This is a genomic window from Erwinia sp. JUb26 (assembly GCF_003751505.1).
In the GTDB taxonomy this organism is placed as follows: domain Bacteria; phylum Pseudomonadota; class Gammaproteobacteria; order Enterobacterales; family Enterobacteriaceae; genus Erwinia.
Window position 1 is genome coordinate 227188 of sequence record NZ_RJVB01000004.1, and the last position, 17410, is coordinate 244597.

Consider the following 17410-nt stretch of genomic DNA (forward strand, 5'->3'; position numbering starts at 1 on the left):
CTTTTCACTACCTTGCCGATGGCAATTTGGGAAAACGTTATGAGACTACCTGCAGTGAAGTTTGCCACTACCGCATTGCTTTTTGCTCTGCTGCCCGCCGGTGTGCAGGCGGCGGAGATCACCATTGGCCAGGCGGCATCCGCCACAGCGATGGATCCCGGTTTTCTGAAAGAATCCGCCACGCTGGTGGATAATATCTTCGATACCCTGGTACGTCGCGGGGACGACATGTCGCTGCAGCCGGGCCTGGCAACCGAATGGAAAGCGGTGGACGCCACCACCTGGCTGTTCACCCTGCGCCCGGGCGTGAAGTTTACCGACGGCGAGCCGGTGAATGCCGAAGCGGTGAAGTTCTCCATCGACCGTATTCTCGACCCCGCTAACCACGCGCCCACCATCTCCTACATTCGCACGATTAAATCCGTTGAGGCGGTCGGCGATAATCAGGTCCGCATTACCACCAACGGCCCGGATCCGCTGCTGCCAACGCGGATGAGCCGCTATCCGGCCTATATCGTCCCGCCTGCCTACGTGAAGAAAGTCGGGGCCAGCGAGTTTGCCCGCAAGCCGGTCGGCAGCGGTGCCTACAGGCTGGAAAGCTTTATTCCGGATGAAAAAGTGGTGATGGTTGCCAATGACACCTACTGGCGCGGCAAACCGACCATCGATAAGGTCACCTGGCGTCCGATCCCGGAAGCGACCGCGCGCCTTACCGCGCTGCTGACCGGCGAAGTCCAGCTGATTGAGAACGTACCGGCCGATCTGGTTCCGGCGCTGAAAAATCGCCCGAACGTGGAACTGGAGCAGGTGAAAGGCGGTGGCCTGACCATCTATCTTGGTCTGAAGGATGAGGAAAAACCGCTTAACGACGTGCGCGTTCGCCAGGCCCTGTCGCTGGCGCTGAACCGCCAGGCCTATACCCAGCAGCTTCTGCACGGATTCGGTACGCCGACCGGCACCACCGCCGGGGCGAATGACTTTGGCTATCTGCCGGTGCCTTCAACCGTACAGGACGTGGCAAAAGCGAAGTACCTGCTGGCGGAAGCCGGTTACCCGAACGGCTTCACCCTGCGCTTCCAGGCACCGCGCCGCTATATCGCCAGCGCCGACGTGGCGCAGGCCATCGTGCAGGATCTGGCGGCCATCGGCGTGAAAGCCCAGCTGGAAGTGCCGGAGTGGTCGGTCTACACCCAGCAGGTGGCGGCGCAGAAGCAGGCTCCGGTTTATATGCTGGCCTGGGGCTCAACGCAGACCCTGGATGCCGACGCCGCGCTGTTCCCGATCCTGCGCAGCGGCGAGCCGTACTCCACCGTGCATGATGCCGAACTCGATAAGCTGCTGGACCAGAGCCGCCAGATTGTTGATCCCGCAGCGCGTAAAAAGGTGCTGGAACAGATCCAGCAGCGCGTCGCCGACCAGCAGCCGCTGCTGCCGCTGTATCGCGAGGATACCCTCTACGCGCACAGCAATTCGCTGGTGTTCAAAGGCCGCGTGGATGCCCGCATCCCCCTGTATGACCTGAGGCTGAAATGATCGCACCGACCGCCGTGCTGCGCCGTCGCCCAAGGCGACTGATCTATGGGGATGCCGTGATTGGCGCGACCCTGCTGATCGCGGTTATCGCCGCCGCACTGCTGTCGCCGTGGCTGCCTCTGCCCGATGCGTTAAGTAATAATCTGCTGGAAATCTTCCTGCCGCCGGGTAGCCCCGGCGCGCAGGGCACCCACTGGCTGGGCACCGACCAGCTGGGCCGCGATCTGCTGTCGCGCATACTTTCCGGTACGCGGCTTTCGCTGGTGGTGGTGGTGCTGTCGGCGCTGATCGGGGCGGTGATTGGCACCACGCTGGGGATGATTGCCGGCTACCTCGGCGGCTGGGTCGATGCGCTGCTGATGCGGCTGATTGACATCCAGCTGGCCATTCCGTTTATTTTGCTGATCCTGCTGGTGATTGCCCTGATGGGGGCGTCGTTGACCAATATCATTGTGATTATGGGCTGCACCAGCTGGGCGATCTATGCCCGCGTGGCCCGCGCTAAAACGCTGGAAATCCGCGAGCTGGAATATATACAGGCGGCGCGGGCGATGGATTTTTCAACCCTGCGCATCCTGTTCCGCCACATTCTGCCGAATCTGTTTACCCCGCTGGTGGTGCTGCTGACGCTGGATATTCCCCGGCTGATCGTGCTGGAAGCCTCGGTCGGTTTTCTCGGCATGGGCATTCAGCCACCCACGCCGACGCTGGGCAATCTGATTGGTGAAGGGCGCTCCTATATGCTGCTGTCGCAGTGGCTGGTGCTCTATCCGGGGCTGGTGATTGCCGCTCTGGTGATTGGCTGCAACCTGCTGGGCGATGCCCTGCTGCGCCGCACGCACACGAGGCTGGATTAAGATGCTGAACCTGCTGCTCAACCGCATCGGCCAGTCGCTGCTGGTGATGTTCGGCGTCTCGCTGCTGATTTTCTTCAGCCTGCATATTACCGGCGATCCCGCTGCGCTGATGATGCCGCCCGGCTCCAGCCAGCAGGAAATTGATACGTTTCGCCACAGCATGGGCTTCGATCGCCCGCTGCTGTGGCAGTACGGCCACTATCTTAACGGCGTGCTGCACGGGGATTTCGGTGAGTCGCTGCGCTACAGCCAGCCGGTGCTGGCGCTGATCGGCGAACGGCTACCGGCCACCGCCCTGCTGGCGGTCAGCGCGCTGGCCTGGAGTTCGGTGCTGGGCCTGCTGCTGGGCATCGTCAGCGCCCTGCGCCCGCACAGCTGGCTGGATCTGCTGTGCCGCCTGGTGGCGTTCAGCGGCCAGGCAATCCCGGTTTTCTGGCTCGGGCTGCTGATGATCCTGCTGTTCAGCCTGCAGTTACAGTGGCTGCCCTCCAGCGGCTACGGCACCGCGGCCGCGCTGGTGATGCCCGCCATCAGCCTTGGCGCGTTCTACATGAGCGCGGTGGCGCGGCTGACGCGCGCCAGCCTGCTGGACGTGCTGCAAACGGACTATATCCGCACCGCCCGCGCCAAAGGCCTGAGCGCCTGGCGCATTGTCGTGCGCCACGGCCTGCGCAATGCGCTGATCCCGGTGATTACCGTACAGGGGATGTATTTTGCCTCGCTGCTGGGCGGCGCGCTGGTCACGGAAATTATCTTCGCCTGGCCGGGCATCGGCCGGCTGGCGATTCAGGCGATCCAGAACCGCGACTTCCCGCTGGTGCAGGCTATCGTGCTGCTAGCCGCGCTGGTGTTTGTGGTGATTAATCTGCTGATCGACCTGCTGTATCTGGCGCTGAACCCGAGGATCCGCTTATGAGCCGCCTCAATGCCACCCTGGACCTGCTGAGTGAACTGACCCGCTGGCGCAGCGTCGCGGGTGAGAAGGAAGCACAGCGCGGGCTGGCCGCCTGGCTGGAGCAGTGGATGGTCGACCGGCTCGGTGCCGCCGTGGTGCTGCCGGTGGCTGCACAGTCGCACGACACGCCGCCGCTGGTTCACGTGCGTATTGATAACGGCGCTGAGCGCACCGTGGTGCTTTACAACATGTACGACGTGATGCCCGCCGACGACAGCGGCTGGGACGTGCCCCCGTTTGTGGGTGGCCTTTGCGACTGGCCCGAACTGGGCCGGGTGTTTGTCGGGCGCGGTGCCGAAAATAATAAAGGCCCGGTTGCCGCGATGCTGATCCTGCTCTGCGAGCTTCAGCAGCAGCGGCGGCTGGACTTCAATATTGAAATTCTGCTGGAAGGCGAAGAGGAAGTGGGCAGCGGCACCCTGCGCCGCTATCTGGCACAGCAGCCCTGCCCGATCGCGCCTGCCGAGGCGGTGCTGTTTCCGTCGCTGTGCGAATACGGCGGCGGTGCACCGCGCGTTTACCTCGGCTTTACCGGGCTGGCAACGGGCCGTTTAAGCGTCAGCGGCGGCGAATGGGGCGGGCCGTCTTCCGCAATTCACGCCAGCAACGCCGGATGGATTGCCAGCCCCGCGTGGCAGCTGGTCAATGCGCTGAACGCCATTGCCCCCGCCGCCGACAGCGGCGTGCTGGGCCGCCTGATGCCGGACGAGGAAGCGAACCTGCTGCTGGCCGCGCTTGCCGAATCCTTCAGCCTGGAAGATGAATTACGTTTTCGCCGCAGCCAGCGGCTGATGATCGAAGGCGACACCCTGAGCTGCCTGCAGACGCTGCTCGGCAGCGCCGTGCTGACCCTCGCCGAGCTGCACAGCGATCCGCCCGGCGGCCGTGGGGTGATCCCGTATCGTGCCAGTGCGGAGCTGGCGTTTCGCATTCCGCCGGGCTTTGACCAGGACGCGATGATCGAACGCGCCCGCCAGCGGCTGGTGCAGCCGGTTCTGGCCGGGAGTGAACTTGAACTGTTCGACAGCTACCCCGGGATTCGCTTCGCCCGCAGCGCCAACGGCGTGGATGCGCTGATCGCCAGCTATCGGGCGCTGAACGCCACGCCGCAAATCTGGCCGTGGGCGCCGGGCTGCGCGCCCGCTTACGCCTTCGCGGCGGTTGCCCCGGCCTTTCTGATCGGCGGGCTGGGCCACGGCGGTAACGCCCACGCCGTGAATGAGTTTGTCACGCTGGAAGGACTCGAACGCTTCCAGCAGTCGCTGAGCCTCTGGCTCACAGGATTCAATGATCCGGCCTCTGGCCGGGTCGCGCGCCACACCAGGGAAACACCAAAGACTATTAAAACAGGTAAAAAACCATGAAATCAGTTGAAGAGTTCGAACGCGTTCCGCTCGGCTTCTTCCCCACCCCGCTTGAGCCGCTACCCCGGCTCAGCGAGGCGCTGGGGATTACGCTGAGCATTAAACGCGATGACTACAGCGGCTTCGGCGGCGGGGGTAATAAGGTCCGCAAGCTGGAATATCTGATGGCCGAGGCCCGCCGTTCCGGGGTCAATGTGGTGATCACTACCGGCGGGCATCAGTCGAACCATGCCCGCATGGTGGCCGCGGCGGCACGCAAGTTTGGTATGCGTCCGGTGCTGGTGCTGCGCGGCAACCCGCCGTCCAGCTGGCAGGGTAACCTGCTGCTGGACAAGCTGTTCGGGGCCGAAGTGCAGTTTCTTGATCCGGACGGCTACTTCACCCAGATCGAAGGGGCGATGCAGGCGCATGCCGATAAGGCCGTTGCCAACGGCGAAACCCCGCTGATTATCCCGCTCGGCGGCGCGACGCCGCTGGGGGCGCTGGGCTACGTGCGCGCGGTGGAAGAGATTGCCGCACAGCTGGAGCCAACAGGCACCGCCGCCCCGGACTTTATCGTGGCGCCGACCGGTTCCGGCGGCACGCTGGCCGGGCTGCACGTGGGCACCCGCCGCTACTGGCCCGACAGCCGTGTCGTGGGTATCAGCGTCAGTGCGAAAGCCGACTGGTTCCAGCCGCGCATTGCCGGGATGGCACAGGACTGCGCTAACCTGCTGCAGTGGCCGCAGCAATGGCAGCCGGAAGATATCTGGATTGAGGATGGCTATGTCGGCCAGGCCTACGGCGTGCCGTCGGACGGTGGCATTGAGGCGATCTACAAACTCGCGCAGTCGGAAGGCGTGCTGTTAGATCCGGTGTATACCGGCAAGGCGATGCACGGGCTGTTTTCGCTGGTTGAGCAGGGGAAAATCCCGCAGGGATCGCGCGTCACCTTTATTCACTGCGGCGGTTCCCCGGCGCTTTATCCGTTCGCCGATCGCCTGCTGGAGCAGTAGTGGACGGCATGCTGCGCGTCCTTAATGACGCTGACGTCGCCCGGCTGGGCGGCGCAGACGTGGCGCTGGCGCTGGAGGATGTTCGTGAGGTGGTGAAGCTGATGCGGCTCGGCGAGGCGCAGATGCCCGCCGAGAACGCCGTCGACCTCGCCACGCCGCTGGGCAAAGCCTATGCGCTGCCCGCCCGCGTCGGAGGCCGCTTCAATGCCGCCGGGGTGAAGTGGACGGCGCACCGGCCGCTGCGGCCGGATGCCCTCCCCGCCGCGCTAGCCGTGACGCTGATTAACGATGCGCAGAACGGCGTGCCGCGCGGCCTGCTGGCCAGCGGCGCGTTAACCGCCGCACGCACCGCCGCCGTCACCGCGCTGGCATTACAGCACGCCGCGCCGCAGCCGGTGAAGCGGGTGCTGCTGCTCGGCAGCGGTATCCATGCACAGGCTCATCTGCAGATGCTCAGGCAGCTGTTCCCGGGCCTGGCGCAGATTGGCGTCTGGAATCGCACCCCCGGTAAAATCACCCCCGCCGCCGACCTGACGGTGGAAACCGACCTTGATCGGGCGCTGGCACAGCCGTATGACGCGGTGATTACCTGCACCAGTGCGGACCGGCCGATGTTAACCGAGGCCGCCGTCCGTCCCGGGCGGATTGTGATTCAGGTGGGCTACCACGAGGTAAGCTTTGACGTCATTCGCGCCAGCGATCGGGTGGTGGTGGACGCGTGGGGCGATTTTGCCGAACGCAGCGCCAAGAGCCTGTTCCAGATGTACCGCGCCGGGCTGTTTCAGCCGCAGGAGGTGGCCGCCGATCTGGCCGCGCTGCTGCTGGACGGCTGGCGCGCCGCAGCGGATGAGAGCGTCTATTTCTCTTCCTTTGGCCTGAACGTTTTCGATATCGCCCTTGCCGCCCGCGTGCTGCAGGCTGCGGAGCGGGACGGCGTCGGGCAACGGCAGTCGCTGTTTACGGGAGCACTTCAATGATTATCTCAGCTCAAGCGCTACACCTGCGCCAGTCGCGCGGCGAGCACTTTCTGTTGATTGACGTGCGCGATGCCGCCGAATGGCAGCAGGCCACGATACCCGGCGCGTTACACTGTAACGTGTATGACTATTTTATTGCCGACAGCACCGAGGCGGGGCTGGCGCTGATGGCCGCTGAGGCCGCCACCGCGCTCGAACCGCTGCTGGCCTCCTATCCCGGCGCCACGCCGGTCTTTTTTGAGAGTCAGGTCGGCATGCGTTCACCGCGCGGAGCCTGGTTTGCCTGGCTTCTCGGCCATGAGGATGCGCTGATCCTGGACGGCGGCATTGAGGCCTGGCGAGAAGCCGGGTTTGCAACCGCCGCCGGGCAGGGGTTAAGCCGGACGATCGCGCATCAGTCGGTGGCAGAAGCGCCGTTCTGGAACCGGGATTTGGTCTGCACCCGTCAGCAGGTGGAGGAGGCCGACGGCGTTGCGGTGATTAACGTTGATGCCCGCCGCCCCAGCGAGTTCGACGGCAGCTTTGCCCACGACTGCTGCCCGCGCGCGGGGCGCATTCCGCATTCCACGCTGCTGTTCTGGGAGGATGTGGTGGCCGGGGGGCATTTCCTGCCGCCGGAGGAAATCCGCCAGCGCGCGCTTGTTGCCGGGCTGCGCGAAGAGGCAAAACTGCAGGTTTACTGCCATCGCGGTGCGCGGGCGGCTACGGTGCTGGCCGCGCTGAAACGGGCGGGATTCAACGATGTTTCAGTGTACGTCGGCTCATGGCACGAATGGGCCGAACACCCCGAACTGCCGCTACTGCGCGGCAGCTGAGCGCTGTGCCAGCGCCTGATGGACATCGGGCGCGGCGGCCAGCAGCTGCAGGGTGTAAGGATCCTGCGGCTGGCTGATGACCTGCTCTGTCATCCCTTCTTCCACCACTTTACCGTGATACATCACCACGATGCGATCGCACAGCTGGCGCACCGCGCTGAGGTCGTGGCTGATAAACAGCACCGATAAACCCAGCTTGTGGCGCAGTTCGTTAAACAGCGCCAGGATCTGGCCGCGCACCGATAAATCCAGCGCGGCGACAGCTTCATCGGCCACCAGCAGCTTCGGTTCCATTGCCAGCGCGCGGGCAATTACAATGCGCTGGCGCTGCCCGCCGGAGAATGCGCCCGGCAGTCGACCTGCATGCTGCTCCTGCAATCCCACCAGCGTTAACAGCTCTTTGACCCGGGCCTGCACCGCCGCTTCGCCTTTGCGCAGCTGCCAGACCCGCAGCGGCTCGGCAATCTGCTCGCCGACGGTAATCTTTGGATTCAGGCTTGAGTAGGGATCCTGGAAGATGATCTGACAGTGGCGGCGCAGGATTTTACGCTGTCGCCCGTGCAGCGCCTCCCCCTGAAAGCGGATCTCCCCGTTATCGGCCTCAATCAGCCCAATTGCAGCGCTGCCCAGCGTGGTTTTCCCAGAGCCGGACTCGCCGATGACCCCGACGATTTCGCCCTCTGCGATGCTGAGATCCAGCGGATGCAGCACGGTTTGTCGCTTAGCGGGCCAGAACGGCAGCGGGCGCGGTAGCGGATAGCTTTTGCACAGCGCGCTCAGCTCAAGCAGCGGCTGGGTTTTGACTGGGGTCTGCGACGGCAGCTGCGCCACCGATGCGGCAACCAGCCTGCGGGTATAGGGATGAACCGGGTTGCCAAGCGTGGCGACCGTTTCCCCCTGCTCCACTAACTGCCCCTGCTGCATAACGCAGACGCGGTCGGCATAACGGGCGACCACCGACAGATCGTGGGTGATCAGCAGAATGCCCATGCCCATTTCCCGCTGAAGTTCCTGCAACAGACTGAGAATCTGTGCCTGGATGGTGACGTCCAGCGCGGTGGTCGGTTCATCGGCAATCAGCAGCTGTGGCTGACCGGCAATCGCGCTGGCAATCATCACCCGCTGGCGCATGCCGCCGGAAAGCTGGTGGATATACTGCCGCGCGCGCAGCGCAGGATTGACGATGCCCACGCGATCCAGCAGAGCAATTGCCTCCTGCTGCGCCTGCTTCCAGCTCATCTGGCGATGGCGCACCAGCACTTCGGCGATCTGCTCACCAATGCGTAACGTGGGATTCATGCTCGACATTGGTTCCTGAAATACCGTCGCTATGCGGCAGCCGCGCAGCGATTGCACGTTGCCGGCTTCCAGCCGCTGGCCGGCAAAGTTCAGCTCGCCCGCCGCTTTCTGCACGCCCGCAGGTAGCAGATCCATCACAGCCAGCGACGTCAGCGTCTTACCTGAGCCTGACTCTCCGACCAGGGCCAAGATCTCCCGCTGGTCAAGATGAAATGAGACATTATCGACCAGCAGGCGGCCGTCGGGGGTTTCCAGCGACAGGTTTTCAACGGACAGCAGGCGGGAATGCGTCATCGGAGCAGGTTCTCTTCAGGCTTAAAGAATACATGATATATTCTGCGCAATAGCGCCTCAAGAACAATAGGTTTTCATTCTGACCCGAATGGAATAAGCCCGATCGGGTCAGGCGTTTTATTTTTTATCCCGTTTGATTGAGTTTCACCAGACCAATGGTTTTCTCAATTACCATCAAGAGCAGGATGGCAATGACGATAAAGATGACCGAAATGGCGTTTACCGTGGGATCGAAAGTCTGGTCGACATAGTTAAAGACCTGCACCGGGACGGTAATCGTGCCGGGAGCGGTCATAAACAGGCTGACCGACACCTCACCAAACGAGGTGACGGAGGCAAAGACCGCACCGGCTAAAATTCCCGGTTTAATCAGCGGCAGCGTCACCGTGCGAAAGGTATACCAGCGCCCGGCTCCCAGGCTCATCGCCACCGACTCAAGGCGTTTATCCATCACCGCCAGGCTGACGCTGACGGTGCGCACCACGTAGGGCAACGCCACCACCGCATGGCCGATCGCCAGCCCGCTGAGCGTTCCGGCGATCCCGGCGGCGGTCAGCACGTACAACAGCGCGATGCCCAGTACCACCTGCGGGATCATCAGCGGCGACAGAATAAATGCCTGTAGCGCCTCGCGGTAGCGGAAATTAAGCCGCGCCAGCGACCAGGCGGCAAAAGTGCCCAGCACCACCGTTAGCGGCGTGACAATCGCCAGCAGCAGCAGGCTGACCCACAGTGACTCAATCCAGGCCGGGTCCTGCAACAGCGCTTCAAACCAGCGCAGTGACAGCCCCTGCGGCGGAAACTGCGGGTAAGGTTCCGGGCTGAACGCCGACAGCACGATCACTACGACCGGCAGTGCCAGAAACAGGTAAACAAGGATACCGGCAAGGGTGACGGTCAGGCGGCTCAGCCGCAGCGACAGACGGTGTAAGACATCAGCCATGATTTTTTTTCTCCCAGCGTTTCAGGAAAATACCGGCCACGCCCGCCACCGCCAGCGTCATCACCAGCAGCGTCAGCGACAGCGCCGCCGCCAGCGGCAGATTGGCAATCTGCATCGCCTGCTGATAAATCGCAATGGGTAGCAGCGGCTGCAGGCGTCCGCCAATCAGCAACGGGGTAATATAGCTGCCTGCGGCCAGCGAGAAGACGATGATAAAACCGGTCAGCATTCCCGGCAGCGTCAGCGGCAGGATCACCCGGCGAAAGGTCATCCCCGGCGTGGCACCCAGGCTCATCGCCGCCAGACGCAGCGCGGGGGCAATCTCATTCAGCGAGGTGATCAGCGGCAGCACGGCAAACGGCAGCATTACCTGTACGTAGGCGATCACCACCGCATTCATATTCCACAGCAGGCTGAGCGGCTGTGGGATCAGCCCGGTAAACAGTAAAAAGCCGTTAATAAGGCCGTTCTGCGCCAGCAGCACAATCCAGGCAAAGGTGCGGATCACCACGCTGGTCAGCAGCGGTGAAATCAGCACCACGTACAGCAGCGTGCGCCAGTGACGTTGACGGGCGTTGACCAGCAACCAGGCGGCGGGCCAGGCGAGCAGCACCGTGATGGCCGCCGTCAACAGCGACACCCACAGCGTGGTCCAGAGCGCGTGCAGGTACTGGGGATCGCGGAAGATCGTTACGTACTGCGCCAGGCTGAATCCCGGCAGCGGATTGAGCAGGCCGTCGACATCGGTCAGGCTCTGGTCGAACAGCAGCAGCAGCGGCACCAGTAAAAACAGCAGCAGAAACAGCAGGCAGGGCATCAGCATCAGCCAGGGAAACAGGTTACGCGTGCGCATCATCACCCCGCGCCTGCTGCGGCAGAACAATCACATCTCCGGCCTGCCAGTGCAGCCAGCAGCGGTCACCCGGCGCGGGCAGCCGGGCGAAGTGTGACTCGGCGGGCTGTACGCGGATTTCTCCCCCGCCCGGTAAATCGCACGCCAGCCGCAGCGTTGCGCCCGCAAAGCTGACCTCTCTAACCACGGCGGCACAGGCATTCACTCCGGCGATACCGGGTTCAGCGCTGTACTGCACGCGCTCGGGGCGAACCACCAGCAGATCCGCATTCACCGCCGTGGCCGCCCGCAGCCGCAGCGGCACGCCGTCGGCCACAAAATGCTCGCGCGCGGCGTACTCCTCACCCTGTGCCGCGACGGGAAAGAGATTGGCCTGGCCGATAAACTCCGCCACAAAGCGGTTGGCGGGCTGGCGATACAGCGCCGCCGGGGTACCGACCTGCTGCAGCTCGCCGTGGCCGAGGATGCCGATACGATCCGACAGCGTCAGCGCCTCTTCCTGATCGTGCGTGACCAGGATGGTGGTGATACCGACGCGCTGTTGGATCGCCCGCAGCTCGTCCTGCATCTCTTTACGCAGCCGCGCATCCAGGTTGGACAGCGGTTCATCCAACAGCAGCACCTGGGGTTCAATCGCCAGCGCGCGGGCAATCGCTACACGCTGCTGCTGCCCGCCGGAAAGCTGATGCGGCATACGCTGCGCCAGCCCTTCCAGTCGGACCAGCCGCAGCGCATCGGCCACGCGTTTCTCCTGCTCGCTGCGGGAAACTTTACGCACCTTCAGGCCAAACGCCACGTTGTCCCCCACGCTCAGATGAGGGAACAGCGCGTAGTTCTGAAACACCATACCGATATTGCGCTGGTAGGGCGGCAGCGCGGTCACCTCCCTGCCGCCCAGTAAAATCTGCCCCTGATTCGGGGCGAGAAAACCGGCGATGATGTTAAGCAGGGTGGTTTTACCGCAGCCGCTCGGCCCGAGCAGGGAGAAAAACTCCCCCTGCGCGATGGTCAGGCTGACGTCATTCAGCGCGCGGTGGTTGTCAAACTGCCGCGCCACGCCGTCGATGACGACAGAACTCACTGGTTACCGCCCAGCGCCTGGCTCCAGCGACGGGTCCAGTCGGCCAGCTGCGGGGTGGCCGTGCTGTAGTCGATCCAGATCAGCTTGCTGTAGGCCTCTTCACCCACCTTCACCTGGCTCTTGAGGCTGTCGCTGTACTGCACGTCTTTGTTGGTCATGCCGTACAGTGATTTATCCGAGAACGCTTTCTGCACCTCGGGGGCGGACATGGCATTCACCAGCTTGTAGGCGTTGGTAAGGTTAGGTGCGCCTTTCGGGATCACCCAGTTTGCCGCACCCACCACCGGGCCGTCCGACGGATAGACAAAATCAATCTTCATCCCCTGCTGCTTCAGCGCAAAGACCCGGCCGTCCCAGTACGGCACCACCCACGCATCGCCACGCTCCAGCAGCGTCTGAATCGCACCCGGACTGTCGGGGAACGCCACGGCATTGCCGCGCAGATCCTGCAGTTTGCTGAACGCCTTGTCCACCGCCGCAGGCTGGTTCAGCTCGCCGCCGAGCGCATGAACCAGACCGGCAAAGAACTGCAGCCCGGCCGCATAGGTCGGTGAGGAGATAGCAACGTGGCCTTTATATTCCGGGTTCCACAGATCCAGCCAGCTTTTCGGCGGGTTTTTCACCAGATCGGTGCGGTAGGCCAGGCCCAGCTGACCGAGGCTGAACGCGGCGGCATAGGTCTGATTATCGTAAACAAAACGCGACTGCACGGTTTTATACAGGTTGTTCAGGTTCGGGATATCTTTGGCATCCAGCGGCTGCAACAGCCCTGCGGCCTGCGCGCGCTGGACGGTATCGGGCTGGAACACCACCACGTCATACGGCGCGCGGCGTCCCTTGGCGGCACGCAGTTTGGCAAACCATTCCGCATCTGCGCCCGGCACGATGGTGAGCTTCAGGTGATTATCTTTGGCAAACTGCTCAAGGCCGGAGGCGCGGATGTTTTTTTCCCAGTCTCCGCCGTATACGCCCACGACCACAGAATGGCTGTCCTCGGCCGCAACGGCGGCGTGGCCGATAAAGATGCCCACCAGCGCGGCGAGCAGACGTTTTTTATGATGAATATTAGGCATTGTTGTCTCCTGGTATTGAGGTCTCTGAAACGGCAAGCTGCTCCGCCAGCCTTTCCAGCGCGTCGGCAAATGCACGCCGCGCAGGGGTAGGATCGGCAGAAACAGAACGGGGGAAATTTTCCGGCAGGCTGCCCAGCGCGGCGGCAAAGACCGCCTGCTTATGGCGCTGCCGTTCGGCCGGGCTGAGCGGATACAGCAGCCCGTTCAACCGGGTCAGTGCGGCACTGTCAAACACGCTCAGCCAGTTGGTCCGCGCGTCAGACGTTGCATTATCGGCGTGGCGCGGCTGGCTGCGCGCGGCTGCCGTGGCGGCGTCATCAACGCCCTGTGCGCCGATCGCTACGCCGTAGTGCCGCAGCGCCTGTTCGACGGTCAGCAACTGGTTATCGACATCCCGCTGCACCGCGAGAGGATCGCGCAGCCAGGGATCGCCCCAGCCGCCGCCGCCCGGGGTTTGCAGCAGCACTTCATCGCTACGGTTGACGCTAAGCAGATCGATTTTGCCGAGTTTTTTCGCCTCGGGGCTGTCAGGATTGAGGGTCAGCGTGGTGGGCGCACCGGACTGACCGCCCTGCACACCCCACGGCTGGAACAGCATACGTTCCAGGCCGCGCGCCAACAGGGTACTGTCGTCCTGTAAAATCCGCACGCGGATCTGCTGGCCCATACCGCCGCGCCACTGACCCGCGCCTGCGGAACCGGGCCGCAGCGCGTACTGGCGAATTTCGATTTGGGTTTCCGCCTCTACCATCTCGACTGGGTTGTTCGCCAGGTTGGAGATGCTGTTATCGCGGCCATCGATGCCGTCGCGCCCTGCCCGCCCGCCGCCGCCGCCAACCAGCGGCTCAATCACCTGCACATTCTGTTCCCGGCCGTGACGCGCCGATTCGGCAATCACCAGCGGGATAATGGTTCCGCCGCTGGCGGCAGGCATCACGTCGGGCAGCGGCTGGCCCAGCAGTCCGTTCAGCAGGTCGTTTACCCGTACCGCCGCCGCATGGCGCACACCCACCGCGGCCGGATAGTGCGGATTGACCAGTGAGCCCGGTGGTGCATACAGCGTAACCGGAGCCAGCAGACCTGCATTCAGCGGCACCGTTTTATCCAGCGTGCACACCAGCGCAAGGATTCGCAGCGTCAGCCACGCGTGGGGATCGCCGTGGCTGGGAATATTGATGGCGGCCGCCACCTGCGCGTCGCTGCCGGTAAAATCCAGGTGGACCTGGCCGTCAGTGAAGGTGGCGGTTATCGCCAGCCGTACCGGCAGGCCGCTGCCTGCGGCATCATCCAGATAGTCTTCAAACTGATAGACGCCGTCGGGAATGGTTTTCAGCACCTGTCGCGCACGCGCCGCCGAGTAAGCCTGCAAATCCTGCTGTGCCTGGCGCACCGCCGTAACACCGTGCTGTGAGGTAATCCGGCTCAGACGCTCGCGGCCCGCATTCAGCGCCGCCAGCATCGCCTGAATATCGCCGCTAATCGCCTCCGGGGTGCGGCTGTTGGCGGTGAGGATCGCCATCACATCGCGATTCAGCTCCCCGGCGCGCAGCAGCTTCACCGGTGGGATCTGCAATCCTTCCTGGTAGATATCGCTATTGGTGGGCGAGATGCTGCTCGGTACGCGCCCGCCAACGTCTGAGGCGTGCAGGAATGCCCAGCCCCATGCCACCAGCTCACCGTCAATAAACCACGGGGCCAGCAGCTGCAGGTCGGGAATATGGGTGGCCAGCCCCCGTGAGCGCCACGGATCGTTGGTCAGGATCACATCCCCAGGAGCCACTTCACCGACGGCGGACATCGCCGTCAGGGCATTCAGCCCGACGAAGCCGGACACCCCAATGCCTTTGGGATAGGCAAAAAAACGCCCCTGCAAATCCGCCACCGCGCAGCAGAAGTCGGCGGTTTCTTTCACGTACAGCGTGCGGCCGGTACGCTGCAGAATATGGCACATCTCTTCCGTCAGCGCGGTCAGTTTCTGGTTGAGGATTTCAAGCGTAATCGCATCAAGCTTCATGCCGTGCCTCCCGGAATACGGACGATCAACAGATTACCGTGGGCATCGGGATTCGCCGTCCAGCCCGGTAAAATCACCGTGGTGGTGTCATCCTGTTCGATGACCGCCGGGCCTTGAATGACGCTGTCGGTGCACAGATTCTCACGCTGCCAGATCGCGGCATCCGCCCAGCCGTCGGCAAGGAAAATCGACCGACTCGCCGGGGCAACGTGGGCCGTTTGCGCATCGAACGGTTTGTCCTCCGGCTGCGGCAGCGCCGCATTCAGATACAGGCGCAGAGTCGTCAGCTCAACGGCGGCTTCCGGGGTAATAAAGCCGTAGCGCTGCCGGTGCAGCTGCTGGAATCTGGTCTTGAGCTGTTCCAGCGTGACGTCCTGCGGAGAACCGAGGCTCACGCTGAGCTCGTAGGCCTGCCCGACATAGCGCATATCCGCTTCCACGCCGTAATCAACCCGGCTGCTGAGGCGGCGGGCCTGCTGAGTAAACCAGCCTTCGGCCAGCTGATGCAGGTCTTCAAGCGTGGCGGCGATTTTGCGCCAGCTGCCCGCCGTGAGCTGAATGCGCAGGCTGCGGACAAAATCTCGCCGGATATTTGCACCGATAGCGCCGTCGGCGCAGAATGTTCCCGGGCGCAGCGGCACCAGAATACGCCGCAGTCCCGCTTCGGCGGCGAAGAAGTTGGCATGCGTCGGGCCTGCGCCGCCAAACGGGATCAGCGTCAGCTCATCGGAGGCAAGACCGCGCTGCGCCAGCGCCTTGTTCAGCTCGGTGGCCATCTGGGCCGTCGCCACCGCAATCGCACCGCGTGCAACCTCAGCAGCATCCATCCCCAGCGTTTCTCCTGTTTGCTGAAGTGCGCGCGTGGCGGCTTCACGGTCCAGTTCGATACTGCCCGCCAGGCGGTTTTCAGCAGACAGGATGCCGCTGACCAGATAGCAGTCGGTCAGCGTCGGCTGCGTGCCGCCGCGCCGGTAGGCCACCGGTCCGGGATCGGCTCCGGCGCTTTCCGGCCCGACTTTCAGGATGCCGTATTCATCCACCTGCACGAGCGAGCCACCGCCTGCGCCGATGGCCGATACGCCGACCACCGGCAGGATCAGCGGCAGGCCGCCGATTTCGGTGCGGTTTACCCGCTCGATTTCCCCTTCTGCCGACAGCGAAATATCGCTGCTGGTGCCACCCATATCGAAGGAAACGAACCCGCGACCTGCGGCAAGCCGCGATGCTGCCGTGACCCCGGAGGCCGGACCCGACAGTAGCGTATCCACCGGGCGCTGCTGAGCGGCATCCAGCGGCAGCACGCCGCCGTTAGAGGCGGTGATCAATAATGGAACCTCAATCCCCTGCCCGGTCAGCAATGTGTTAAGACGGGTAAAGTAGCGCTGCATCAGCGGCTGGATATAGGCGTTAAGCCCGGCCACCAGCGTACGTTCATACTCGCGAATTTCCGGCCACAGCTGCGCTGAAGAGAGTACCGGCACATTGCCGAGCCTGGCCGCCAGTGCTGCCGCCAGTTCCGCTTCCCGCGCCGGGTTGGCGTAGCCATTGATGGTCACCAGCGCCACCGCGCTGACGTTCAACGCGGCCAGTTCTTCGGCAGCCTGTGCCAGCGCGGCCTCGGTCGGCCACTGCGTCACCTCACCCTCAGGGCTGAAACGCGCCGGGATCTCCACCACGCGACGGCGCGGTAAAAACGGTGCTTCGCGATCGGCGTGAAAATCGAACGAGGACGGCATACGGGCGCGGGCAATCTCCAGCACATCGCGAAATCCTGTGGTGATCGCAAGGGCAATATCCGCCCCGCGGCGCTGGATAATGGCATTCAGCCCCAGCGTGGTGCCGTGCAGTACCAGCGACAGCGCGCTGGCCGGCAGCTGGCTTTTTTGCAGGACCGCCTGAAGCCCTTCACTGACGGCCAGGGCAGGATCGGCGGGCGTACTGGGTTGTTTATGGTAAAAACGCTGCTGGCGCTGCGGATCAAATAGAACAAAGTCGGTAAAGGTTCCGCCGACGTCCACGCCGACGGTTGCGCCGGCTGCGGGGCTGTTATCCACCTTACTTCTCCTGCATTACAAGTCACTGAGATAATCGGTATGGTCCGTAACCCCTTAATCTCCCTTGATTTGCCGGATTTCACGAATAACAAAAATGACTTAGCTTTGCCGAAAAACGCATGAAGTGGATTCTTCACTTAACGGATGCTGAGATGAAATATCACTAACAATAGATTTAAGGGGCTTAATCTAAGCTTTTATGATGGATTTATCGCTTTTAAAGGCGTTAAAACAACTCTTATGGTAGACTTGACGTTAAAATCATTTGTTGTGATAAAAGAGCTTAAAACACCCCTTGTCGAT

Annotated in this window: 14 protein-coding genes; 7 read left to right on the forward strand and 7 right to left on the reverse strand. The window is 63.0% G+C overall.

The features are described from left to right. Positions 1-39: 39 nt before the first annotated feature. The 7 genes from EC836_RS12595 to EC836_RS12625 are packed head-to-tail and all read left to right on the forward strand — an operon-like array spanning position 40 to position 7496. Positions 40-1533, forward strand: a complete 1494-nt coding sequence (locus EC836_RS12595; RefSeq protein ID WP_123333553.1) for an ABC transporter substrate-binding protein — start codon at positions 40-42, stop codon at positions 1531-1533. After that, positions 1530-2390 carry an ABC transporter permease gene (locus tag EC836_RS12600; RefSeq protein ID WP_123333555.1) on the forward strand — a complete coding sequence of 287 codons (861 nt, stop codon included), beginning with the start codon at positions 1530-1532 and terminating at the stop codon, positions 2388-2390. Before EC836_RS12595 ends, EC836_RS12600 begins: the two co-directional genes overlap by 4 nt. A gap of 1 nt (position 2391) precedes the next feature. Continuing rightward, positions 2392-3306, forward strand: coding sequence for an ABC transporter permease (locus EC836_RS12605; RefSeq protein WP_123333557.1), 915 nt, complete (start codon positions 2392-2394; stop codon positions 3304-3306). Next, positions 3303-4709, forward strand: coding sequence for a M20 family metallopeptidase (locus EC836_RS12610; protein ID WP_123333559.1), 1407 nt, complete (start codon positions 3303-3305; stop codon positions 4707-4709). Before EC836_RS12605 ends, EC836_RS12610 begins: the two co-directional genes overlap by 4 nt. Further along, positions 4706-5704, forward strand: coding sequence for a 1-aminocyclopropane-1-carboxylate deaminase/D-cysteine desulfhydrase (locus EC836_RS12615; protein WP_123333561.1), 999 nt, complete (start codon positions 4706-4708; stop codon positions 5702-5704). Before EC836_RS12610 ends, EC836_RS12615 begins: the two co-directional genes overlap by 4 nt. 8 nt (positions 5705-5712) lie before the next feature. Next, complete coding sequence (locus tag EC836_RS12620; RefSeq protein ID WP_123333948.1) at positions 5713-6681, forward strand: ornithine cyclodeaminase; 969 nt, start codon at positions 5713-5715, stop codon at positions 6679-6681. Continuing rightward, complete coding sequence (locus tag EC836_RS12625; protein WP_123333563.1) at positions 6678-7496, forward strand: sulfurtransferase; 819 nt, start codon at positions 6678-6680, stop codon at positions 7494-7496. Before EC836_RS12620 ends, EC836_RS12625 begins: the two co-directional genes overlap by 4 nt. Here the strand turns inward: EC836_RS12625 and EC836_RS12630 are convergent. The 7 genes from EC836_RS12630 to EC836_RS12660 form a co-directional block, all read right to left on the reverse strand. Continuing rightward, a complete protein-coding gene (locus EC836_RS12630) occupies positions 7479-9089 on the reverse strand; it encodes an ABC transporter ATP-binding protein (protein WP_123333565.1) in 1611 nt (536 codons plus the stop codon). The genes EC836_RS12625 and EC836_RS12630 overlap by 18 nt on opposite strands. 124 nt (positions 9090-9213) lie before the next feature. Then, on the reverse strand, positions 9214-10032 hold the full coding sequence (locus tag EC836_RS12635; RefSeq protein WP_123333567.1) for an ABC transporter permease: 819 nt from the start codon (positions 10030-10032) through the stop codon (positions 9214-9216). Then, positions 10025-10888 carry an ABC transporter permease gene (locus EC836_RS12640; protein ID WP_199735139.1) on the reverse strand — a complete coding sequence of 288 codons (864 nt, stop codon included), beginning with the start codon at positions 10886-10888 and terminating at the stop codon, positions 10025-10027. The genes EC836_RS12635 and EC836_RS12640 overlap by 8 nt, the downstream gene beginning before the upstream one ends. Beyond that, entirely contained in the window at positions 10872-11966 is a 1095-nt protein-coding gene (locus EC836_RS12645) for an ABC transporter ATP-binding protein (protein ID WP_123333569.1), read from the reverse strand. The genes EC836_RS12640 and EC836_RS12645 overlap by 17 nt, the downstream gene beginning before the upstream one ends. Continuing rightward, positions 11963-13039, reverse strand: a complete 1077-nt coding sequence (locus tag EC836_RS12650) for a PotD/PotF family extracellular solute-binding protein (RefSeq protein WP_123333571.1) — start codon at positions 13037-13039, stop codon at positions 11963-11965. The genes EC836_RS12645 and EC836_RS12650 overlap by 4 nt, the downstream gene beginning before the upstream one ends. Continuing rightward, a complete protein-coding gene (locus tag EC836_RS12655) occupies positions 13032-15053 on the reverse strand; it encodes a hydantoinase B/oxoprolinase family protein (RefSeq protein ID WP_123333573.1) in 2022 nt (673 codons plus the stop codon). The genes EC836_RS12650 and EC836_RS12655 overlap by 8 nt, the downstream gene beginning before the upstream one ends. After that, a complete protein-coding gene (locus EC836_RS12660) occupies positions 15050-17107 on the reverse strand; it encodes a hydantoinase/oxoprolinase family protein (protein ID WP_123333575.1) in 2058 nt (685 codons plus the stop codon). The genes EC836_RS12655 and EC836_RS12660 overlap by 4 nt, the downstream gene beginning before the upstream one ends. Positions 17108-17410: the final 303 nt, after the last annotated feature.

What these genes read in the sequence shown, in the direction of transcription:
- EC836_RS12595 (WP_123333553.1), top strand. Translation starts at nt 40, where the DNA reads ATGAGACTACCTGCAGTGAAGTTTGCCACTACCGCATTGCTTTTTGCT.
- EC836_RS12605 (WP_123333557.1), top strand. Translation starts at nt 2,392, where the DNA reads ATGCTGAACCTGCTGCTCAACCGCATCGGCCAGTCGCTGCTGGTGATG.
- EC836_RS12625 (WP_123333563.1), top strand. Translation starts at nt 6,678, where the DNA reads ATGATTATCTCAGCTCAAGCGCTACACCTGCGCCAGTCGCGCGGCGAG.
- EC836_RS12650 (WP_123333571.1), bottom strand. Translation starts at nt 13,039, where the DNA reads ATGCCTAATATTCATCATAAAAAACGTCTGCTCGCCGCGCTGGTGGGC.
- EC836_RS12600 (WP_123333555.1), top strand. Translation starts at nt 1,530, where the DNA reads ATGATCGCACCGACCGCCGTGCTGCGCCGTCGCCCAAGGCGACTGATC.
- EC836_RS12655 (WP_123333573.1), bottom strand. Translation starts at nt 15,053, where the DNA reads ATGAAGCTTGATGCGATTACGCTTGAAATCCTCAACCAGAAACTGACC.
- EC836_RS12635 (WP_123333567.1), bottom strand. Translation starts at nt 10,032, where the DNA reads ATGGCTGATGTCTTACACCGTCTGTCGCTGCGGCTGAGCCGCCTGACC.
- EC836_RS12620 (WP_123333948.1), top strand. Translation starts at nt 5,713, where the DNA reads ATGCTGCGCGTCCTTAATGACGCTGACGTCGCCCGGCTGGGCGGCGCA.
- EC836_RS12630 (WP_123333565.1), bottom strand. Translation starts at nt 9,089, where the DNA reads ATGACGCATTCCCGCCTGCTGTCCGTTGAAAACCTGTCGCTGGAAACC.
- EC836_RS12640 (WP_199735139.1), bottom strand. Translation starts at nt 10,888, where the DNA reads ATGATGCGCACGCGTAACCTGTTTCCCTGGCTGATGCTGATGCCCTGC.
- EC836_RS12610 (WP_123333559.1), top strand. Translation starts at nt 3,303, where the DNA reads ATGAGCCGCCTCAATGCCACCCTGGACCTGCTGAGTGAACTGACCCGC.
- EC836_RS12615 (WP_123333561.1), top strand. Translation starts at nt 4,706, where the DNA reads ATGAAATCAGTTGAAGAGTTCGAACGCGTTCCGCTCGGCTTCTTCCCC.